This window comes from Enterobacter sp. CGMCC 5087 (genome assembly GCF_003144775.1).
GTDB lineage: Bacteria > Pseudomonadota > Gammaproteobacteria > Enterobacterales > Enterobacteriaceae > Enterobacter > Enterobacter cloacae_M.
In genome coordinates, this window is sequence record NZ_QFXN01000221.1 from 109,578 (window position 1) to 130,709 (window position 21,132).

Sequence of the window (21,132 nt, forward strand, 5' to 3'; positions counted from 1 at the left end):
TATTATGTTGAGTTGAGAGTTTAGTTTTCATGGAATCCCTGACGTTACAACCTATCGCGCGGGTAGATGGCACCATTAATCTGCCTGGTTCAAAAAGTGTCTCGAACCGCGCTCTGCTGCTGGCAGCTCTGGCAAACGGCACCACCGTCCTTACAAACCTGCTGGACAGCGATGACGTGCGCCATATGCTCAATGCGCTGAAAGCGTTGGGCGTTCATTACACTCTCTCCGACGATCGTACCCGCTGCGAAGTGACCGGCAACGGCGGCGCGCTGCGCTCGGGCGAAGAGCTTGAGCTGTTTCTGGGCAACGCGGGTACCGCGATGCGCCCGCTGGCGGCGGCCCTGTGTCTGGGTAGCAACAACATTGTGCTGACCGGCGAGCCGCGCATGAAAGAGCGTCCGATTGGTCACCTGGTGGATGCTCTGCGTCAGGGCGGCGCGCAGGTTGAGTATCTGGAGCAGGAAAACTATCCGCCACTGCGTCTGCGCGGCGGTTTTACCGGCGGTCACGTCGAGGTGGACGGCAGCGTCTCCAGCCAGTTCCTGACGGCCCTGCTGATGACCGCGCCGCTGGCACCGCAGGATACGGTTATTAGCATCAAGGGCGAACTGGTTTCTAAACCGTACATTGATATCACGCTGCACCTGATGAAAACCTTCGGCGTTGAGGTGGAAAACCAGTCTTATCAGCGCTTCGTGGTGCGCGGGGCGCAGCAGTACCAGTCTCCGGGCAACTACCTTGTTGAGGGTGATGCGTCATCCGCGTCCTACTTCCTGGCCGCGGGTGCGATTAAAGGCGGCACGGTAAAAGTGACCGGTATTGGCCGTAACAGCGTGCAGGGCGACATCCGTTTTGCGGACGTGCTGGAAAAAATGGGCGCCATTGTCACCTGGGGCGATGACTTCATCTCCTGTACCCACGGCGAGCTGAACGCCATCGACATGGACATGAACCATATCCCGGATGCGGCGATGACCATTGCCACGGCGGCGCTGTTTGCCAAAGGCACTACCACGCTGCGTAACATCTACAACTGGCGCGTAAAAGAGACGGACCGCCTGTTCGCGATGGCGACCGAACTGCGAAAAGTCGGTGCCGAGGTGGAAGAGGGCGAAGACTACATTCGCGTGACCCCTCCGGCAAAACTGCAGTTTGCGGAAATCGGCACCTACAACGATCACCGCATGGCGATGTGCTTCTCGCTGGTGGCGCTGTCAGACACGCCAGTCACCATTCTTGACCCGAAATGTACGGCGAAAACGTTCCCGGACTACTTCGAACAGCTGGCACGCATTAGTACGCTGGGCTGATAACGTATTGCCGCATCGTCCGATGCGGCATTTCCTTACTCTTCATTACGAACACCTCCGCTCATTTCTTCTACACTCTGCTTCAATCATTCCGTAATTTGCACGCAAAGGTAACAGTTGCGCACGTTGGCGCGTATAATGCGCGGCGTTCATGTAAACGGTATGCCTTATTTAAGGAGAAAAAGATGACGGCAGTTGCCCCGGTAATCACCATTGATGGGCCGAGTGGCGCAGGGAAAGGTACTCTGTGCAAAGCGATGGCGGAAGCATTGCAATGGCATCTTTTAGATTCGGGAGCAATCTATCGCGTGCTGGCGCTGGCCGCGCTGCATCACCATGTGGATGTCGCGTCTGAAGAAGCGCTAGTTCCGCTGGCTGCGCATCTGGATGTGCGTTTCGTATCGACCGATGGCAACCTGGAAGTCATCCTTGAAGGGGAAGACGTGAGCGGCGAAATCCGTACGCAGGAAGTGGCTAATGCGGCCTCTCAGGTCGCGGCGTTCCCTCGCGTTCGAGAGGCGCTGTTACGTCGTCAGCGCGCGTTCCGTGAAGCCCCGGGGCTGATCGCTGACGGACGCGATATGGGAACGGTGGTATTCCCTGATGCGCCAGTGAAAATTTTCCTTGACGCCTCTTCGGAAGAACGTGCTCAACGCCGCATGCTTCAGTTGCAGGAAAAGGGGTTTAGTGTTAACTTTGATCGCCTTTTATCCGAGATAAAAGAGCGCGATGACCGCGATCGTAACCGCGCCGTCGCCCCACTTGTTCCTGCAGAAGATGCATTAGTTCTGGATTCAACCAGTTTAACTATTGAGCAAGTGATTGAAAAAGCGCTACAATATGCGCGCCAAAAACTGGCACTCGCGTAATCGCGACCGATTTAGTAGTACCCCCGCTGCAATGGATTGACGGCGGGTATGTGAAACAACCCCATCCGGCACGGAGCCAGGTGGACGTTAATATTAACCTGAAGATTAAACATGACTGAATCTTTTGCTCAACTGTTTGAAGAATCCTTAAAAGAAATCGAAACCCGCCCGGGTTCCATCGTTCGCGGTGTTGTTGTTGCTATCGACAAAGACGTCGTACTGGTTGACGCCGGTCTGAAATCTGAGTCCGCCATTCCGGCAGAGCAGTTCAAAAACGCCCAGGGCGAGCTGGAAATCCAGGTTGGTGACGAAGTTGACGTTGCTCTGGACGCAGTAGAAGACGGCTTCGGTGAAACCCTGCTTTCTCGTGAGAAAGCTAAACGTCACGAAGCATGGATCACGCTGGAAAAAGCTTACGAAGAAGCTGAAACTGTGGTCGGTGTTATCAACGGCAAAGTTAAAGGTGGCTTCACTGTTGAGCTGAATGGTATTCGTGCGTTCCTGCCAGGTTCTCTGGTAGACGTTCGTCCAGTTCGTGACACTCTGCACCTGGAAGGCAAAGAGCTTGAGTTCAAAGTAATCAAGCTGGACCAGAAGCGTAACAACGTTGTTGTTTCCCGTCGTGCCGTTATCGAATCCGAAAACAGCGCAGAACGCGATCAGCTTCTGGAAAACCTGCAGGAAGGCATGGAAGTCAAAGGTATCGTTAAGAACCTCACTGACTACGGCGCATTCGTTGACCTGGGCGGCGTTGATGGCCTGCTGCACATCACCGACATGGCGTGGAAACGCGTTAAGCACCCAAGCGAAATCGTGAACGTGGGCGACGAAATCACTGTTAAAGTGCTGAAGTTCGACCGCGAGCGTACTCGTGTATCCCTTGGCCTGAAACAGCTGGGCGAAGATCCATGGGTAGCTATCGCTAAGCGTTACCCAGAAGGTACTAAACTGACTGGTCGCGTAACCAACCTGACTGACTACGGCTGCTTCGTTGAAATCGAAGAAGGCGTTGAAGGTCTGGTACACGTTTCCGAAATGGACTGGACCAACAAAAACATCCACCCATCCAAAGTTGTTAACGTTGGTGATGTAGTGGAAGTGATGGTTCTGGATATCGACGAAGAACGTCGTCGTATCTCCCTGGGCCTGAAACAGTGCAAAAACAACCCATGGCAGCAGTTCGCGGAAACCCACAACAAGGGTGACCGTGTTGAAGGTAAAATCAAGTCTATTACTGACTTCGGTATCTTCATCGGCCTGGACGGCGGCATCGATGGCCTGGTTCACCTGTCTGACATCTCCTGGAACGTTGCAGGCGAAGAAGCAGTTCGTGAATACAAAAAAGGCGACGAAATCGCTGCAGTTGTTCTGCAGGTTGACGCAGAGCGTGAGCGTATCTCCCTGGGCGTTAAACAGCTCGCAGAAGATCCGTTCAACAACTGGGTTGCACTGAACAAGAAAGGCGCAATCGTAAACGGTAAAGTGACTGCAGTTGACGCTAAAGGCGCAACCGTAGAACTGGCTGACGGCGTTGAAGGTTACCTGCGCGCTTCTGAAGCTTCACGTGACCGCGTTGAAGATGCCACTCTGGTTCTGAACGTAGGCGACGACGTTGAAGCTAAGTTCACCGGTGTTGACCGTAAGAACCGTGCAATCAGCCTGTCTGTTCGTGCTAAAGACGAAGCTGATGAGAAAGATGCAATCGCAACTGTTAACAAACAGGAAGATGCAAACTTCTCTAACAACGCAATGGCTGAAGCTTTCAAAGCAGCTAAAGGCGAGTAATATCAGGTTCTCAGCATCATTTGCGCTGTTACGCATTTACAGCGGGAAGGATGAGGAGCAAACTTGACAGATTGCAGGATTCGTCCTGTAATCAATAACAAAGGGCGGCTACGGCCGCCCTTGTTTAATGAGCTGTTCAGCTAATTGGTTTGAAAGGAACCGGAGGAATCATGACCAAGTCAGAATTGATTGAAAGACTTGCCAGTCAGCAACCGCATATCCCTGCCAAGGCAGTGGAAGATGCCGTAAAAGAGATGCTGGAGCATATGGCCTCCACTCTTGCCCAGGGCGAGCGCATTGAAATCCGCGGTTTCGGTAGTTTTTCTCTGCACTATCGTGCTCCACGTACCGGGCGTAACCCGAAAACTGGCGATAAAGTCGAGCTGGAAGGCAAGTACGTTCCACACTTTAAGCCGGGTAAAGAACTGCGCGATCGCGCCAATATTTACGGCAACTGAGTTTAGCCAGCCGGTTAAACTGGGTTCGAAAGAAAGCACCTGCGGGTGCTTTTTTTGTCTCTGTCGCTTTCCTTCTGAAGGTGCCCCGCATTTTTCCGTTTCGTTTTCTGCAAACCGATAAAAACAGAACAGCGCGCGCTGTAAAACGTACTTTTCCCATCTGACAATTCGCTCTGCCTGATTAGATACTGCCCCTCTGAAACAGGGAGGTAGCAATGGGAATTCCCGCGCTTAGCGTCTGCGTCATTCTGGCAATAGCCCCGTTACTCTGGTTACCTGAACTGCCATCACGCCATACCGTGTGGATAATGATTGTTGGCGGGGTCGTGCTGGCCGCACGGCGAAACGTACGACTGAAGTATGCGGGTCTCACGCTGTTATTTTGCGTGTGGGGTGTTTTGGCTGCGAAGGAGAGCGTCTGGCCGATGCAGCATTTAACCACGGGGGCCGTGCAGGCTGAGGTAGCGATCACCGCCACAGATGGCGCAACGCAGCATCATGGAAACATTCTTAGCGTTGATGGCAAGCGCTGGTGGGCCTCTACCGGCGTAACGCTGTATGGCAATTATCTGCCACAGAAAGCGTGTGCCGGTCAGCGCTGGACCATGACGCTCAGGCTCAGACCTGTCCATGGCGAACTGAACGACGGCGGTTATGATTCCCAGCGTAGCGCCTTTGCACGCCATCAAACGCTGAGCGGACGCTTCACCCGTGCGGAACTCGTCGATGGACGCTGCAGCCTGCGAGCGCAATATCTCATGTCACTGCAAAACCGCCTTTCTGCTTACCGATGGGGGGCGGTTATACTCGGACTGGGAATGGGTGAACGTCTGGATGTGCCCCGGGAAATACAAGACCTGATGCGCGAAACCGGGACGCTGCATCTGATGGCGATTTCGGGACTGCATATCGCGCTGGCGGCATCCCTCGCCTGGTTACTCGCGCGTGGGCTACAGTTTTTATTACCCAGCCACCGTATCCACTGGCAAATGCCTCTCCTGGCCGGGTTATGCTTTGCCGCTTTCTACGCGTGGTTTACCGGTCTGCAACCTCCTGCGCTACGCACGGTCATCGCGCTTGCTGTGCTTGCAATGTTGCGGATCGCTGCCCGTCAGTGGTCTCCCTGGCAGGTGTGGGTCTGCTGTATGGCGGCGATCCTGATAAGCGATCCCTTAGCCATACTCTCGCAAAGTCTGCTCTTGTCTGCATTTGCCGTCGCCGCGCTGATTTTCTGGTTTCAGTGGCTGCCTCTTCCTGGCTGGCGCAGGGCACGACGTCTACGGCCTCTGCTGAACCTGATCTATCTGCAGGTCGGCATGCTGATGCTGCTGATGCCGCTACAGGTTCTGATTTTCCATGGATTCAGCATCTCCTCCCTGGTCGCGAATCTCTTTGCCGTTCCCCTGGTGACGTTTGTCTCCGTGCCGCTGATCCTGCTCGGCATGCTGCTTCATCTGCTGCCGCTGGCGGCACCGGAAAGCGTCGTCTGGTTCGCAGCCAATAAGTCACTTGCGGGGCTGTTCTGGCTCCTCATGCGCCTGCCTGACGGCTGGCAAAATGTCGACCAACGGTGGCAGTACATGACATTACTGCCCTGGCTTATCATCATTGGCTGGCGCTTTCGTGCCTGGAAAACCCTTCCCGCAGTTTGTCTTGCAGGAAGTGTCTTACTGACATTTCCTCTGTGGCGAACGGAAAAAAGCGAGAGCTGGACGCTGCATATGCTGGATGTGGGTCAGGGGCTGGCGATGGTCGTTGAACTGCAGGGCAAAGCCATTATCTATGATACCGGGCTTGCCTGGCCGGGCGGGGATAGCGCAGAGCGGTTAATTATCCCGTGGCTTCGCTGGCATCATCTGCGGCCTGAAGGCGTTATTCTCAGTCATGAACACCTCGACCATGCGGGAGGACTCGCATCGTTGCAAAAAGCTTGGCCGGACGTGTGGGTAAGAAGCCCATTGCGCCAGGCGGGACATCGGCCCTGTTTTCGCGGGCAGAGATGGGAATGGCAGGGACTCTCCTTCACCGTACACTGGCCCCCCGAAAATTACCCGGCTCAGGGAAATAACCATTCCTGCGTGGTAAAGGTGGACGACGGAGGGCAGAGTGTTCTGCTAACAGGGGACATTGAAGCGCAAGCGGAACAGGCTATGCTTAGCCATTACTGGCGTTATCTGACGTCCACGCTCATACAAGTTCCTCATCATGGCAGCAATACTTCGTCGTCATTGCCGCTGGTACAGCGGGTGGAAGGTCAGATCGCCCTGGATTCCGCGGCCCGCTATAACGCATGGCGATTCCCGTCGGCAAAAGTTGTCCGACGCTATCGAAAAGAGGGGTACATCTGGCACGATACCCCTCATTCAGGACAAATATCGGTGACATTCTCGCAACATCACTGGCAAATCCGGCGCTTGCGAGAGCAATTTTTACCCGTTTGGTATCATCAGTGGTTTGGCGAGCCCGTCGATAACGGGTAGAATATGCGGCTATTTCAACGAATGCTGGTTTTTTGAATGCATAACGACAAAGATCTCTCCACGTGGCAAACCTTCCGCCGACTCTGGCCGATGATTGCACCCTTTAAAGCAGGCCTGATCGTGGCGGGTGTAGCGTTAATTCTCAACGCAGCCAGCGATACTTTTATGCTATCGCTCCTCAAACCGTTACTGGACGACGGTTTTGGTAAAACGGATCGCTCAGTGTTGCTATGGATGCCTCTGGTGGTTATCGGACTGATGATCTTACGCGGCATCACCAGCTATATTTCCAGCTACTGTATTTCCTGGGTATCAGGGAAAGTGGTGATGACCATGCGCCGTCGCCTGTTCAGCCACATGATGGGCATGCCGGTCTCGTTCTTTGACAAGCAGTCTACCGGGACGCTGCTGTCTCGTATTACCTACGATTCCGAGCAGGTTGCCTCCTCCTCCTCAAGCGCGCTGATCACCGTTGTGCGTGAGGGTGCGTCAATCATCGGCCTGTTCGCGATGATGTTCTATTACAGCTGGCAGCTGTCGATCATCCTTATCGTTCTGGCGCCGATAGTTTCTATTGCTATCCGCGTCGTCTCAAAGCGCTTCCGCAATATCAGTAAGAATATGCAAAACACGATGGGGCAGGTGACGACCAGCGCGGAACAGATGCTGAAAGGGCATAAAGAAGTTCTGATTTTTGGCGGTCAGGACGTCGAAACCAAACGCTTTGATAAAGTCAGCAACAAAATGCGTCTGCAGGGGATGAAAATGGTCTCGGCCTCTTCCATTTCTGACCCGATTATTCAGCTGATTGCCTCCCTGGCGCTGGCATTCGTCCTCTATGCAGCAAGCTTCCCGAGCGTCATGGAGACGCTGACGGCGGGTACTATCACCGTGGTCTTCTCCTCAATGATCGCCCTGATGCGTCCGCTGAAGTCACTGACGAACGTGAACGCCCAGTTCCAGCGCGGGATGGCTGCCTGTCAGACGCTGTTCAGCATTCTCGATTCCGAACAGGAAAAAGATGAAGGTACTCGTGAGATTGAGCGCGCCCGCGGCGACGTTGAGTTCCGCAATGTCACTTTCGCCTATCCTGGACGTGAAACGCCGGCGCTGCGTAATATCAACCTGTCCATTCCGGCGGGTAAAACCGTGGCGCTGGTGGGCCGTTCCGGCTCGGGTAAATCGACGATTGCCAGCCTGATCACCCGTTTCTACGATATTAACGAAGGTGAGATCCTCCTGGACGGTCATGACCTGCGGGAATATACCCTGCAGTCGCTGCGTAACCAGGTGGCGCTGGTCTCCCAGAACGTGCACCTGTTCAACGATACTGTGGCAAACAACATTGCTTACGCGCGTACGGATGAATACAGCCGCGAGCAGATTGAGAATGCCGCGCGTATGGCCTACGCAATGGACTTTATCAACAAGATGGATAACGGCCTTGATACGATAATCGGTGAGAACGGGGTGCTGCTCTCCGGCGGCCAGCGTCAGCGTATCGCTATTGCGCGTGCGCTGCTGCGTGACAGCCCGATTCTGATTCTGGACGAAGCGACCTCCGCGCTGGATACGGAATCTGAACGCGCTATTCAGTCTGCCCTGGATGAGCTGCAAAAGAACCGTACCTCGCTGGTGATTGCGCACCGTCTGTCGACTATCGAGCAGGCTGACGAAATTGTCGTGGTTGAGGACGGTATCATTGTTGAACGCGGAAGCCATGCTGATTTGCTGGAACACCGCGGCGTTTACGCCCAGCTTCATAAGATGCAGTTTGGCGAATGATTGCACGCATCTGGTCCGGTGAATCCCCGCTGTGGCTGCTGCTTTTGCCGCTCTCCTGGCTATACGGCCTGGTGAGCGGCATTATCCGTCTGCTTTACCGTCTGGGGCTGAAGCGCGCCTGGCGCGCGCCGGTTCCGGTGGTGGTGGTCGGTAATCTTACGGCGGGCGGCAACGGTAAAACGCCGGTGGTGATCTGGCTGGTGGAGCAATTGCAAAAACGCGGCATCCGCCCAGGGGTGGTATCGCGCGGATATGGTGGCAAAGCGGCGCGTTATCCGCTGCTGCTGACGGCGGAAACCACGACAGCCGAAGCGGGTGATGAACCGGTATTGATTTTCCAGCGTACCGGCGCGCCGGTTGCGGTCTCTCCTGTGCGCAGCGACGCCGTTCAGGCGCTGCTTGCCGAACAGGCGGTACAAATCATCATCACTGACGATGGCCTGCAGCACTATGCCCTGGCGCGTGATAAAGAGATCGTGGTCATCGACGGTGTTCGCCGTTTCGGTAACGGCTGGTGGCTGCCGGCCGGACCCATGCGCGAACGCGCTTCGCGTCTTAAGTCCGTTGATGCGGTGATTGTGAACGGTGGTGAGGCAAAAGCGGGTGAAATCCCGATGTACCTGCAGCCGGGTCTGGCGGTCAACCTGGTGACGGGTGACCGCCGGTCGGTTGCTGAGCTGCCTTCACCGGTGGCGATGGCGGGGATTGGCCATCCGCCGCGCTTCTTCGCGACGCTGGAACAGTGTGGTGCCCGGCTGGAAAAACGCGTTCCGCTGGCCGACCACCAGGCGCTGGTGGAAGGGCAGGTAGACGCCCTGACCGTACCCGGGCAGTCGCTGATCATGACCGAAAAAGATGCGGTGAAATGCCGTGCCTTCGCGAAAGATAACTGGTGGTATCTGCCGGTTGACGCTGAACTCAGCGGCGAGCAGCCGGAACGTTTGCTCAAGGAACTGATTGCGTTGGTGAAATAAACGCTTACGCGGTTCTGGTGGCGCTTTGACTGACAGGATAACGCATGTCTTTACCGCAACTCTCGCTTTCAGCCGCACGTCATTTACACCTTGCCGCGCAGGGGCTGCTTAAAAAGCCCCGCCGCCGCGCGCAGCCTGCCGATATTCTCTCGACCGTCCAGCGCATGTCGCTGCTTCAAATCGACACCATTAACATCGTGGCCCGTAGCCCTTACCTGGTGCTGTTTAGCCGCCTGGGGAATTATCCTTCGCAGTGGCTGGATGAGGCGCTCAGCAAGGGAGAGTTAATGGAGTACTGGGCGCACGAAGCCTGCTTCCTGCCCCGCAGCGATTTTGCCCTGGTTCGCCACCGTATGCTTGCTCCGGAAAAGATGGGCTGGAAATACCGTCAGGCGTGGATGCTGGAACATGCGGCCGAAATTGAGCAGCTAATCGAGCATATTCAGGATAACGGTCCCGTACGCTCCGCCGATTTTGAACACCCGCGCAAAGGCACCAGCGGCTGGTGGGAGTGGAAACCGCATAAGCGTCATCTCGAAGGGCTGTTTACCTCTGGCAAAGTCATGGTGATTGAGCGGCGTAATTTTCAGCGCGTGTACGACCTGACTCATCGCGTGATGCCGCACTGGGACGACGAGCGTGACCTGCTTACCCAGGAGGCGGCCGAGGCCATCATGCTCGAAAACAGCGCCCGCAGCCTGGGGATTTTCCGCCCGCAATGGCTGGCTGATTATTATCGCCTTCGCCAGCCCGCGCTGAAACCGCTGCTGGACATCTGGCAACGCGAACAGCGCGTCATCCCGGTCACGGTGGAAACGCTGGGCGACATGTGGCTGCATGCGGATCTCCTCCCGCTACTGCCTCTGGCCCAGGAGGGGAAACTTCAGGCAACCCACAGTGCGGTGTTGTCGCCTTTCGACCCGGTCGTCTGGGACAGAAAACGCGCCGAGCAGCTGTTCGACTTTAGCTACCGGCTGGAATGTTATACCCCGGCGCCAAAGCGCCAGTATGGTTACTTTGTACTCCCGCTGCTGCATAAGGGGCAACTGGTCGGGCGCATGGACGCCAAAATGCACCGCAAGACCGGCACGCTTGAAATTATTGCGCTTTATCTGGAAGAGGGCGTCAGGGTGACGGCGAGCCTGGAAAAAGGGTTAACGTCCGCCATTAGCGAATTCGCGCGCTGGCAGGGTGCCCGCGACGTGACGCTGGGTAGGGTGCCCGACGGGCTGTTTACATCCTGTCGAAGTGGCTGGGAAACAGGCACTCCCTGAAAAGGGAATGTGTTAAGCTTTAGCGATTACCCATACGGAGGAACTATGGATCACCGTTTACTTGAAATTATTGCCTGCCCGGTATGCAACGGCAAACTCTATTACAGCCAGGACAAACAGGAGCTGATTTGCAAGCTGGACAGCCTGGCTTTCCCGCTGCGTGACGGCATTCCGGTACTGCTGGAAAATGAAGCTCGTTCCCTGGTGGCAGAAGAGAGCAAACCATGAGTTTTGTTGTCATTATTCCTGCGCGTTATGCCTCAACGCGTCTGCCTGGTAAACCGCTGGTGGATATCAACGGCAAGCCGATGATTGTGCATGTTCTTGAGCGTGCGCGTGAATCCGGTGCCGATCGCGTGATTGTTGCTACCGATCATCCTGACGTCGCCCGAGCGGTTGAGGCAGCAGGCGGTGAGGTATGCATGACCCGCGCCGATCACCAGTCCGGCACCGAGCGTCTGGCGGAAGTGGTTGAGAAATGTGGTTTCAGTGATGATACGGTCATCGTTAACGTGCAGGGTGACGAGCCGATGATCCCGGCGGTGATTATCCGTCAGGTGGCAGAAAACTTGGCTCAGCGTCAGGTTGGTATGGCGACGCTCGCGGTGCCTATTCACCACGCTGAAGAGGCATTCAATCCGAATGCCGTGAAGGTGGTCATGGATGCCGAAGGCTATGCGCTCTATTTCTCCCGCGCCACGATCCCGTGGGATCGCGATCGCTTTGCGCTCTCCAAAGAGACAATCGGTGATACTTTCTTGCGTCATATCGGGATCTACGGCTATCGCGCCGGTTTTATTCGTCGATATGTTACCTGGGCGCCGAGTCCGCTGGAGCATATCGAAATGCTGGAGCAGCTTCGCGTGCTCTGGTATGGCGAAAAAATTCACGTTGCCGTTGCCAGCGAAGTGCCTGGAACGGGCGTTGATACGCCGGAAGATCTTGAGCGCGTTCGCGCCGAGCTGCGCTAATACCGCCTGCATCCCTCCTGACGGGGGGATGTCCTCTGCCCCTTAATTCCCCTTTCTTTTCCCTAATTGTTCTCTTCCGGGTGACATCTCCCTTAAGGACGCTCATTATAAAAGCAGTAGTCTTAATGGGGGTAATCTCATATGGAACAGCTGCGTGCCGAACTTAGCCATCTGCTGGGTGAGAAATTAAGCCGGGTCGAATGCGTGAGTGAAAAGGCCGATACCGCGCTTTGGTCGTTGTATGACAGTCAGGGCAACCCAATGCCGCTGATGGCCAGAAGTTTCACCTCGCCGGGCGTTGCCAGGCAGCTTGCATGGAAAATGTCGATGCTGGCGCGGGAGGGAACCGTCCGTATGCCGACGGTGTACGGCGTGATGACCCACGAGGAACACCCCGGCCCGGACGTGCTGCTGATTGAGCGTTTACGCGGCGTGCCCGTTGAAGCGCCCGCGCGCACGCCGGAACGCTGGGAGCAGTTAAAAGACCAGATTGTCGAGGCGCTGCTGGCCTGGCATCGTCAGGATAGCCGCGGGCTTGTCGGTCCGGTCGACAGCACTCAGGAAAACCTGTGGCCGCTGTGGTATCGCCAGCGGGTGGAAGTGCTGTGGGGAACGCTTAACCAGTTCAACAATACCGGTTTAACCATGCAGGACAAACGTATTCTGTTTCGCACCCGCGAGTGCTTACCGGCGCTGTTCGACGGTTTTAATGACAACTGTGTGCTGATCCACGGTAATTTCACCCTGCGCAGCATGCTCAAAGACTCCCGCAGCGATCAGCTTCTGGCGATGCTCGGGCCGGGGATCATGCTCTGGGCTCCGCGCGAATATGAGCTGTTCAGGCTCAGCGACAGCGGGGCGGCGGAAGGTCTACTGTGGCACTACCTTCAACGCGCGCCCGTTGCAGAAGCGTTTCTCTGGCGGCGCTGGCTTTACCTGCTCTGGGACGAAGTCGCGCAACTAGTGAATACCGGACGTTTTAATCGCGCAAATTTCGATCTGGCAACAAAATCACTCTTGCCCTGGCTCGCCTGACGATCCTTTCAGCCACTGCCAGAGGCGTCCGAGCGTCTCATAACCGACGCGATCGCTATGCATCAGCCAGGCCGGGGATGGGATCGCCCGTTCCCACGGGTTGAGCGGCGCGTCGATGGCCATCTGGTTTGCCGGTGCGGGAAGCGGGTGCAGGCCTTGCTTCTCAAAGAAAATCATCGCGCGCGGCAGGTGTGAGGCGGAGGTCACCAGTAAGAACGGGACATCGCCTATTGCCTGCTTCACTGCGGCAGCCTCTTCTTCGGTGTCTTTTGGGCTGTCCAGGGTGATAATCGAGGAACGCGGCACGCCGAGTGATTCTGCGACCCTGGCGCCCGCTTCAGCCGTACTCACCGGGTTCGTTTTGGCCGCCGCGCCGGTGAAGATCATTTTTGATCCCGGGTTCGCCAGCCAGAGGCGAATGCCTTCGTTTAGCCGTGGCAGGCTGTTGTTGATCAGGTTTGAACTGGGCGCCCAGTCAGGATCCCAGGTATACCCGCCACCCAGCACCACGATGTACGCCACTTTCTGATTTCCTTGCCATGTTGGGTATTTGTTTTCGATGGGGCGTAGCAGACCATCCGCGACCGGCTGCAGGCTCAACAGCAGCAGGACAAACCAGCCGAGCGTAATAAGCGTTTTGCCACTCTTCTGAAAGCGACTGAACCACACCAGCGCCAGCCCCAGCGCGATGATGATGAGCAGCAGCGGAAGGGGAAGCATCATCCCTCCAATGTATTTCTTAAGGGTAAAAAGCATCCTTTTTGGTTCCTTTTTTGACCATATAGCAGATGATTACCCGCGATATTACACCAGAGAGGTTCATTCTCCGCGCGGGTGTGACAAAATAGCGGTTTTGCTGTTAGCGAGTGGAACTCTCCCAATGCGGGATCGCAATTTTGATGACATCGCGGAAAAGTTTTCGCGCAACATTTATGGCACCACGAAAGGGCAGCTCCGTCAGACGATCCTCTGGCAGGATCTGGACACCATTCTGGCTACCTTTGGTGGGCAAACGTTGCGCGTGCTGGACGCCGGTGGCGGTGAAGGGCAGACGGCGATAAAAATGGCCGAGCGCGGTCATCACGTCACGCTTTGCGATCTTTCTGCTGAAATGGTCGCCCGCGCGACGCGTGCTGCAGAAGAGAAAGGTGTGAGCGACAACATGCATTTTATACAATGCGCCGCTCAGGACATCGCGCAGCATTTGGAAACCCAGGTTGATCTGATATTGTTTCATGCGGTGCTGGAGTGGGTTGCCGATCCGCAAAGCGTGTTACAAACCCTGTGGTCGATGTTGCGCCCGGGCGGCACGCTGTCGCTGATGTTCTACAATGCTAACGGCTTCCTGATGCACAACATGGTTGCAGGAAATTTCGACTATGTGCAGGTCGGGATGCCCAAAAAGAAAAAGCGCACGCTTTCCCCGGACTATCCGCGCGATCCACAGCAGGTTTATGGCTGGCTGGAAGCGATTGGCTGGCAGATCGTCGGGAAGACGGGCGTTAGGGTGTTTCATGATTATCTGCGTGAAAAACACAAACAGCGTGACTGTTTTGACACCTTAACAGAATTAGAAACGCGGTATTGCCGTCAGGAGCCTTTTATCAGCCTTGGCCGCTATATTCACGTCACCGCGCACAAGCCGCAGATGCAAGGATAACCTATGAGTGAATTTTCCCAGACAGTCCCCGAACTGGTTGCCTGGGCCAGGAAAAACGATTTCTCCATCTCGCTGCCGGTAGACAGACTCTCTTTCCTGCTGGCGGTTGCCACGCTGAACGGCGAACGGCTGGACGGTGAAATGAGCGAGGGTGAACTGGTGGATGCGTTCCGCCATGTCAGTGATGCGTTTGAGCAAACCAGCGAAACCATTAGCGTGCGTGCCAACAACGCAATCAACGATATGGTGCGTCAACGTCTGCTGAACCGCTTTACCAGCGAGCAGGCGGAAGGAAACGCCATCTATCGCCTGACGCCGCTGGGCATCGGCATCACCGATTACTATATTCGCCAGCGTGAATTTTCTACGCTGCGTCTTTCCATGCAGCTCTCGATCGTGGCGGGTGAACTTAAGCGCGCCGCCGACGCGGCGGATGAAAACGGTGACGAATTCCACTGGCACCGTAACGTCTACGCGCCGCTGAAATATTCGGTGGCCGAGATTTTTGACAGTATCGATCTCACCCAGCGTCTGATGGACGAACAGCAGCAGCAGGTGAAAGACGATATCGCCCAGCTGCTGAATAAAGACTGGCGAGCGGCCATCTCCAGCTGTGAACTTCTGCTGTCAGAAACCTCCGGCACGCTGCGCGAACTCCAGGATACGCTGGAAGCCGCAGGGGACAAGCTGCAGGCGAATCTGCTGCGCATCCAGGACGCGACGCTGGCGCACGACGATCTGCATTTTATCGATCGTCTGGTCTTCGATCTGCAGAGCAAACTCGACCGCATTATCAGCTGGGGCCAGCAGTCAATCGACCTGTGGATCGGCTACGACCGACACGTGCATAAATTTATCCGTACCGCGATTGATATGGATAAAAACCGCGTCTTTGCTCAGCGTCTGCGTCAGTCTGTGCAGACCTATTTCGATGCGCCGTGGGCGCTGACCTACGCCAATGCCGATCGTCTGCTGGATATGCGCGACGAAGAGATGGCGCTGCGCGATGAAGAGGTGACCGGTGAACTGCCGCCGGATCTGGAATACGAAGAATTTAACGAAATTCGCGAGCAGCTTGCGGCGATGATCGAAGAACAGCTCGCTGTCTACAAAACCAGACAAGTGCCGCTGGATCTTGGTCTCGTGGTGCGCGACTATCTGGCGCAATATCCACGCGCGCGCCACTTCGACATTGCCCGCATTGTGGTAGACCAGGCGGTGCGCCTGGGCGTCGCGCAAGCAGATTTCACCGGACTGCCGCCAAAGTGGCAGCCAATTAACGATTACGGAGCCAAGGTACAGGCGCATGTCATTGACAAATATTGAACAAGTGATGCCCGTTAAGCTGGCACAGGCGCTGGCGAATCCGTTATTTCCGGCGCTGGACAGCCAGCTGCGTGCCGGTCGTCACATTGGCTTAGACGAGCTGGATAATCACGCCTTTTTGATGGACTTCCAGGAGTACCTGGAAGAGTTTTACGCGCGCTACAACGTGGAGCTTATCCGCGCGCCGGAAGGTTTTTTCTACCTGCGCCCGCGCTCCACGACGCTGATCCCGCGTTCCGTGCTCTCCGAGCTGGATATGATGGTCGGTAAAATTCTCTGCTACCTCTACCTCAGCCCGGAACGTCTGGCGAATGAAGGGATCTTCACACAGCAGGAACTTTACGACGAGCTGTTGACGCTGGCGGATGAGAGCAAGCTGCTCAAGCTGGTGAACAACCGCTCCACGGGGTCGGATCTTGACCGTCAGAAATTACAGGAAAAGGTTCGCTCTTCCCTGAACCGTCTGCGTCGTCTGGGGATGGTCTGGTTTATGGGCCACGACAGCAGCAAATTCCGCATTACGGAATCTGTCTTCCGCTTCGGCGCCGACGTGCGTGCGGGCGATGACGCGCGTGAAGCGCAGCTTCGCATGATCCGCGACGGTGAAGCGATGCCGGTGGAAAACCATTTGCAGCTCAATGACGAGCATGAAGAGAATCTGCCGGATAGCGGGGAGGAAGAGTAATGATTGAACGCGGTAAATTTCGCTCACTGACGCTGATTAACTGGAACGGCTTCTTTGCCCGAACGTTCGATCTGGATGAGCTGGTCACGACGCTCTCCGGCGGTAACGGTGCGGGTAAATCCACCACCATGGCAGCCTTTGTTACGGCGCTGATCCCTGACCTGACGCTGCTTCACTTCCGTAACACCACCGAAGCGGGGGCAACAAGCGGCTCCCGTGATAAAGGTCTGCACGGTAAGCTGAAGGCCGGCGTCTGTTATTCGGTTCTGGACGTTATTAACTCCCGTCATCAGCGCGTGGTGGTGGGCGTGCGCCTGCAGCAGGTCGCCGGTCGTGACCGTAAAGTGGATATCAAACCGTTCGCCATCCAGGGGCTGCCAACCTCCGTGCAGCCGACGGCGCTGCTGACGGAAACCCTGAACGAACGTCAGGCGCGCGTGTTGACGCTGCAGGAGCTGAAAGACAAGCTTGAGGCCATCGAAGGCGTGCAGTTCAAGCAGTTCAACTCCATTACCGACTACCACTCGCTGATGTTCGATCTGGGCGTGGTGGCGCGTCGTCTGCGCACCGCATCAGACCGTAGTAAATACTACCGTCTGATCGAAGCGTCTCTGTACGGCGGTATCTCCAGCGCGATTACCCGCTCCCTGCGCGACTACCTGCTGCCGGAAAACAGCGGCGTGCGTAAGGCCTTCCAGGATATGGAAGCGGCGCTGCGCGAAAACCGCATGACGCTGGAAGCGATTCGCGTTACCCAGTCTGACCGCGACCTGTTTAAACACCTGATCAGCGAAGCCACCAACTACGTGGCGGCAGACTATATGCGCCACGCCAACGAGCGCCGCGTGCATCTCGATCAGGCATTAGAATACCGCCGCGAGCTGTTTACCTCCCGTAAACAGCTGGTGGCCGAACAGTATAAGCACGTCGAGATGGCGCGCGAGCTGGGTGAGCACAACGGTGCTGAAGGCGACCTGGAAGCCGACTATCAGGCTGCCAGCGATCACCTGAACCTGGTGCAGACCGCGCTGCGTCAGCAGGAAAAAATCGAGCGCTATGAAGCGGACCTCGATGAGCTGCAGATTCGTCTCGAAGAGCAAAATGAAGTGGTGGCTGAAGCCGCCGACATGCAGGAAGAGAACGAAGCCCGCGCCGAAGCTGCCGAGCTGGAAGTGGATGAGCTGAAAAGCCAGCTTGCCGATTACCAGCAGGCGCTTGACGTGCAGCAGACGCGAGCGATTCAGTATAACCAGGCATTGCAGGCATTACAGCGTGCAAAAGAGCTGTGCCATCTGCCTGACCTGACGCCGGACAGCGCCGACGAGTGGCTGGATACCTTCCAGGCCAAAGAGCAGGAAGCCACCGAGAAACTGCTCTCCCTCGAACAGAAAATGAGCGTCGCGCAAACGGCGCACAGCCAGTTTGAGCAGGCTTATCAGCTGGTGGTCGCAATTAACGGCCCGCTGGCGCGTAACGAAGCCTGGGACGTTGCCCGCGAACTGCTGCGCGACGGTGTGAACCAGCGCCATCTGGCCGAGCAGGTACAGCCGCTGCGTATGCGTCTGAACGAGCTGGAGCAGCGCCTGCGCGAGCAGCAGGAAGCCGAGCGTCTGCTGGCGGAATTCTGCAAGCGTCAGGGAAAAAATTACGATTTCGACGAGCTTGAGGCCCTGCATCAGGAGCTGGAAGCGCGTATTGCGGCCCTGTCCGATTCCGTATCAAACGCCAGCGAACAGCGTATGACCCTGCGTCAGGAGCTGGAGCAGATTCAGTCCCGTTCGAAGACGCTCCTGGAGCGTGCGCCGGTCTGGCTGGCGGCTCAAAGCAGCCTGAACCAGCTCAGCGAGCAGTGCGGCGAGCAGTTCGAATCCAGCCAGGAAGTGACCGAATACCTGCAGCAGCTGCTGGAGCGCGAGCGCGAAGCCATCGTTGAGCGTGACGAAGTGGGCGCCCGCAAGCGCGACGTCGATGAAGAAATTGAGCGCTTAAGCCAGCCGGGCGGGTCAGAAGATCCACGCCTGAATGCGCTAGCGGAGCGTTTTGGCGGCGTGCTGCTGTCCGAAATTTATGACGACGTTGGCCTGGACGATGCTCCGTACTTCTCCGCGCTGTACGGTCCATCCCGCAACGCGATTGTGGTCCCGGATCTGTCGCTGATTTCTGAGCAGCTTGCCGGCCTGGAAGATTGCCCGGAAGATCTCTACCTGATCGAAGGGGATCCGCAGTCGTTCGATGACAGCGTGTTCAGCGTCGACGAGCTGGAAAAAGCGGTGGTGGTGAAAATTGCCGACCGTCAGTGGCGTTACTCCCGCTTCCCTGAGCTGCCGCTGTTTGGCCGCGCCGCGCGCGAAAGCCGCATCGAGAGCCTGCACGCCGAGCGTGAAACGCTGTCTGAACGTTTTGCGACCCTGTCGTTTGACGTGCAGAAAACCCAGCGTCTCCACCAGTCGTTCAGCCGCTTTATCGGCAGCCATCTCGCCGTAGCGTTTGACGCGGATCCGGAAGCCGAAATCCGCAAGCTGAACACCCGCCGTAGCGAGCTGGAACGTGCGATTGCAAGCCATGAAAGTGATAACCAGCAAAGTCGCGTTCAGTTTGAACAGGCGAAAGAGGGCGTTGCTGCCCTTAACCGCATTCTGCCGCGCCTGAATCTGCTGGCGGATGACACGCTGGCTGACCGCGTGGATGAGATCCAGGAGCGTCTGGATGAAGCGCAGGAAGCCGCGCGTTTCGTTCAGCAGCACGGCAATCAGTTGGCGAAGCTGGAGCCCGTTGTGTCTGTCCTGCAGAGCGACCCGGAACAGTTCGAGCAGTTAAAAGAAGATTATGCCTGGTCGCAGCAGGTGCAGCGCGAAGCGCGTCAGCAGGCGTTTGCCCTGACGGAAGTGGTACAGCGTCGGGCTCACTTTGGCTACTCCGATTCGGCGGAAATGCTGAGCGGTAACAGCGATCTGAACGAAAAACTGCGTCAGCGCCTTGAGCAGGCGGAAGCGGAACGTACTCGCGCCCGCGAAGCGATGCGCAGCCACTCCGCTCAGCTGAACCAGTACAATCAGGTGCTGGCCTCGCTGAAAAGCTCCTTCGATACCAAGAAAGAGCTGTTAAACGATCTGCAGAAAGAGCTTCAGGACATCGGCGTGCGTGCCGACAGCGGGGCAGAAGAGCGCGCGCGTATTCGTCGTGACGAGCTGCATTCTCAGCTCAGCAATAACCGCGCGCGTCGCAATCAGCTGGAAAAAGCGCTGACCTTCTGCGAAGCCGAAATGGATAACCTGACCCGTCGCCTGCGCAAGCTGGAACGCGACTATCACGAAATGCGCGAGCAGGTCGTGACCGCCAAGGCGGGCTGGTGCGCGGTGATGCGCATGGTGAAAGACAATAACGTTGAGCGTCGTCTTCACCGCCGCGAGCTGGCGTATCTCTCTGCCGATGAGCTGCGTTCCATGTCGGATAAGGCGTTGGGTGCGCTGCGTCTGGCGGTGGCGGATAACGAACACCTGCGCGACGTGCTGCGCATGTCGGAGGATCCGAAACGTCCGGAACGTAAAATCCAGTTCTTCGTGGCGGTTTACCAGCACCTGCGCGAGCGTATTCGTCAGGACATCATCCGTACCGACGATCCGGTCGAAGCCATCGAACAGATGGAAATCGAGCTGGGCCGCCTGACGGAGGAATTGACCTCCCGCGAGCAGAAGCTGGCGATCAGCTCCCGCAGCGTGGCTAACATCATTCGTAAAACCATTCAGCGCGAGCAGAACCGTATCCGCCAGCTGAACCAGGGTCTGCAGAGCGTGTCGTTTGGCCAGGTGAACAGCGTGCGCCTCAACGTCAACGTGCGTGAGGCCCACGCGACGCTGCTGGAAGTGCTCTCAGAGCAGCACGAGCAGCATCAGGATCTGTTCAACAGCAACCGTCTGACCTTCTCCGAAGCGCTGGCGAAGCTGTATCAGCGCCTGAACCCGCAGATTGATATGGGGCAACGTACGCCGCAAACCATCGGTGAAGAGCTGCTCGACTACCGTAACTACCTGGAAATGGAAGTTGAGGTAAACCGTGGCTCAGACGGCTGGCTGCGTGCGGAATCCGGGGCGCTCTCTACCGGTGAAGCGATCGGTACCGGGATGTCAATTCTGGTGATGGTCGTACAGAGCTGGGAAGATGAAGCGCGTCGCCTGCGCGGCAAAGACATCTCGCCGTGCCGACTGCTGTTCCTGGATGAGGCGGCGCGTCTTGATGCCCGCTCAATTGCCACGCTGTTCGAGCTTTGCGAGCGTCTTGATATGCAGCTCATTATCGCGGCGCCGGAGAACATTAGCCCCGAGAAGGGCACCACCTACAAACTGGTGCGTAAGGTGTTCCAGAACAGCGAACACGTTCACGTTGTGGGGCTGCGTGGCTTTGCGCCGCAGCCGCCGGAGTCGTTGCCGGAAACCACGGCGGACGCTTCCTGAAGCGTCTTCTGACCTGAAGCGGCGCACTGGCGCCGCTTTTTTTTTAAACTTAACTTGTGCTTGGGG

General features: G+C 56.6%; 16 protein-coding genes. 15 read left to right on the forward strand and 1 reads right to left on the reverse strand.

Annotated features, from left to right (window positions below; all coding sequences use genetic code 11):
* The first annotated feature begins 29 nt into the window (after positions 1 to 29).
* From aroA to DEO48_RS19220, 11 genes are all read left to right on the forward strand, one after another.
* The gene (gene aroA, locus DEO48_RS19170) at positions 30 to 1,313 is read left to right on the forward strand and encodes a 3-phosphoshikimate 1-carboxyvinyltransferase (protein ID WP_109846020.1); all 1,284 of its coding nucleotides are present in this window, start codon (positions 30 to 32) and stop codon (positions 1,311 to 1,313) included.
* 185 nt (positions 1,314 to 1,498) lie between these two features.
* A complete protein-coding gene (gene cmk / locus DEO48_RS19175) occupies positions 1,499 to 2,182 on the forward strand; it encodes a (d)CMP kinase (RefSeq protein ID WP_013097305.1) in 684 nt (227 codons plus the stop codon).
* A 111-nt stretch (positions 2,183 to 2,293) separates the two neighbouring features.
* On the forward strand, positions 2,294 to 3,967 hold the full coding sequence (gene rpsA / locus DEO48_RS19180; RefSeq protein ID WP_008499966.1) for a 30S ribosomal protein S1: 1,674 nt from the start codon (positions 2,294 to 2,296) through the stop codon (positions 3,965 to 3,967).
* Between the two features lie 170 nt (positions 3,968 to 4,137).
* Positions 4,138 to 4,425, forward strand: coding sequence for an integration host factor subunit beta (gene ihfB / locus DEO48_RS19185; RefSeq protein WP_008499965.1), 288 nt, complete (start codon positions 4,138 to 4,140; stop codon positions 4,423 to 4,425).
* Positions 4,426 to 4,640: 215 nt separating this feature from the next.
* Positions 4,641 to 6,905 (forward strand): ComEC family protein, encoded by a 2,265-nt coding sequence (locus DEO48_RS19190; RefSeq protein WP_109846021.1) that lies wholly within the window; start codon positions 4,641 to 4,643, stop codon positions 6,903 to 6,905.
* Between the two features lie 36 nt (positions 6,906 to 6,941).
* Complete coding sequence (gene msbA / locus DEO48_RS19195; RefSeq protein WP_023310998.1) at positions 6,942 to 8,690, forward strand: lipid A ABC transporter ATP-binding protein/permease MsbA; 1,749 nt, start codon at positions 6,942 to 6,944, stop codon at positions 8,688 to 8,690.
* Complete coding sequence (gene lpxK / locus DEO48_RS19200; RefSeq protein ID WP_109846022.1) at positions 8,687 to 9,664, forward strand: tetraacyldisaccharide 4'-kinase; 978 nt, start codon at positions 8,687 to 8,689, stop codon at positions 9,662 to 9,664. Before msbA ends, lpxK begins: the two co-directional genes overlap by 4 nt.
* A gap of 44 nt (positions 9,665 to 9,708) precedes the next feature.
* Positions 9,709 to 10,938, forward strand: coding sequence for a winged helix-turn-helix domain-containing protein (locus DEO48_RS19205; RefSeq protein ID WP_109846023.1), 1,230 nt, complete (start codon positions 9,709 to 9,711; stop codon positions 10,936 to 10,938).
* 45 nt (positions 10,939 to 10,983) lie between these two features.
* Positions 10,984 to 11,166, forward strand: coding sequence for a protein YcaR (gene ycaR / locus DEO48_RS19210; protein WP_006174474.1), 183 nt, complete (start codon positions 10,984 to 10,986; stop codon positions 11,164 to 11,166).
* The gene (kdsB, locus tag DEO48_RS19215; RefSeq protein WP_023311001.1) at positions 11,163 to 11,909 is read left to right on the forward strand and encodes a 3-deoxy-manno-octulosonate cytidylyltransferase; all 747 of its coding nucleotides are present in this window, start codon (positions 11,163 to 11,165) and stop codon (positions 11,907 to 11,909) included. Before ycaR ends, kdsB begins: the two co-directional genes overlap by 4 nt.
* A gap of 141 nt (positions 11,910 to 12,050) precedes the next feature.
* A complete protein-coding gene (locus DEO48_RS19220) occupies positions 12,051 to 12,944 on the forward strand; it encodes a YcbJ family phosphotransferase (protein WP_023311002.1) in 894 nt (297 codons plus the stop codon).
* Here DEO48_RS19220 and elyC read toward each other — a convergent pair.
* On the reverse strand, positions 12,921 to 13,700 hold the full coding sequence (elyC, locus tag DEO48_RS19225) for an envelope biogenesis factor ElyC (protein ID WP_032658191.1): 780 nt from the start codon (positions 13,698 to 13,700) through the stop codon (positions 12,921 to 12,923). The two genes, DEO48_RS19220 and elyC, sit on opposite strands and share 24 nt — an antisense overlap.
* Positions 13,701 to 13,824: 124 nt before the next feature.
* Between elyC and cmoM the strand changes: the two genes are divergently transcribed.
* The 4 genes from cmoM to mukB are packed head-to-tail and all read left to right on the forward strand — an operon-like array spanning position 13,825 to position 21,066.
* Positions 13,825 to 14,604, forward strand: a complete 780-nt coding sequence (cmoM, locus tag DEO48_RS19230) for a tRNA uridine 5-oxyacetic acid(34) methyltransferase CmoM (RefSeq protein WP_023311004.1) — start codon at positions 13,825 to 13,827, stop codon at positions 14,602 to 14,604.
* Positions 14,605 to 14,607: 3 nt separating this feature from the next.
* The gene (mukF, locus tag DEO48_RS19235; RefSeq protein WP_023311005.1) at positions 14,608 to 15,930 is read left to right on the forward strand and encodes a chromosome partition protein MukF; all 1,323 of its coding nucleotides are present in this window, start codon (positions 14,608 to 14,610) and stop codon (positions 15,928 to 15,930) included.
* A complete protein-coding gene (gene mukE / locus DEO48_RS19240) occupies positions 15,911 to 16,615 on the forward strand; it encodes a chromosome partition protein MukE (RefSeq protein WP_008499954.1) in 705 nt (234 codons plus the stop codon). Before mukF ends, mukE begins: the two co-directional genes overlap by 20 nt.
* Positions 16,615 to 21,066 carry a chromosome partition protein MukB gene (mukB, locus tag DEO48_RS19245; RefSeq protein WP_109846024.1) on the forward strand — a complete coding sequence of 1,484 codons (4,452 nt, stop codon included), beginning with the start codon at positions 16,615 to 16,617 and terminating at the stop codon, positions 21,064 to 21,066. The genes mukE and mukB overlap by 1 nt, the downstream gene beginning before the upstream one ends.
* Positions 21,067 to 21,132 lie beyond the last annotated feature (66 nt).

Excerpts from the sequence above, each read along its gene's own strand:
- aroA (WP_109846020.1), top strand. The coding sequence starts at position 30 with ATGGAATCCCTGACGTTACAACCTATCGCGCGGGTAGATGGCACCATT.
- cmk (WP_013097305.1), top strand. The coding sequence starts at position 1,499 with ATGACGGCAGTTGCCCCGGTAATCACCATTGATGGGCCGAGTGGCGCA.
- rpsA (WP_008499966.1), top strand. The coding sequence starts at position 2,294 with ATGACTGAATCTTTTGCTCAACTGTTTGAAGAATCCTTAAAAGAAATC.
- ihfB (WP_008499965.1), top strand. The coding sequence starts at position 4,138 with ATGACCAAGTCAGAATTGATTGAAAGACTTGCCAGTCAGCAACCGCAT.
- DEO48_RS19190 (WP_109846021.1), top strand. The coding sequence starts at position 4,641 with ATGGGAATTCCCGCGCTTAGCGTCTGCGTCATTCTGGCAATAGCCCCG.
- msbA (WP_023310998.1), top strand. The coding sequence starts at position 6,942 with ATGCATAACGACAAAGATCTCTCCACGTGGCAAACCTTCCGCCGACTC.
- lpxK (WP_109846022.1), top strand. The coding sequence starts at position 8,687 with ATGATTGCACGCATCTGGTCCGGTGAATCCCCGCTGTGGCTGCTGCTT.
- DEO48_RS19205 (WP_109846023.1), top strand. The coding sequence starts at position 9,709 with ATGTCTTTACCGCAACTCTCGCTTTCAGCCGCACGTCATTTACACCTT.
- ycaR (WP_006174474.1), top strand. The coding sequence starts at position 10,984 with ATGGATCACCGTTTACTTGAAATTATTGCCTGCCCGGTATGCAACGGC.
- kdsB (WP_023311001.1), top strand. The coding sequence starts at position 11,163 with ATGAGTTTTGTTGTCATTATTCCTGCGCGTTATGCCTCAACGCGTCTG.
- DEO48_RS19220 (WP_023311002.1), top strand. The coding sequence starts at position 12,051 with ATGGAACAGCTGCGTGCCGAACTTAGCCATCTGCTGGGTGAGAAATTA.
- elyC (WP_032658191.1), bottom strand. The coding sequence starts at position 13,700 with ATGCTTTTTACCCTTAAGAAATACATTGGAGGGATGATGCTTCCCCTT.
- cmoM (WP_023311004.1), top strand. The coding sequence starts at position 13,825 with ATGCGGGATCGCAATTTTGATGACATCGCGGAAAAGTTTTCGCGCAAC.
- mukF (WP_023311005.1), top strand. The coding sequence starts at position 14,608 with ATGAGTGAATTTTCCCAGACAGTCCCCGAACTGGTTGCCTGGGCCAGG.
- mukE (WP_008499954.1), top strand. The coding sequence starts at position 15,911 with ATGTCATTGACAAATATTGAACAAGTGATGCCCGTTAAGCTGGCACAG.
- mukB (WP_109846024.1), top strand. The coding sequence starts at position 16,615 with ATGATTGAACGCGGTAAATTTCGCTCACTGACGCTGATTAACTGGAAC.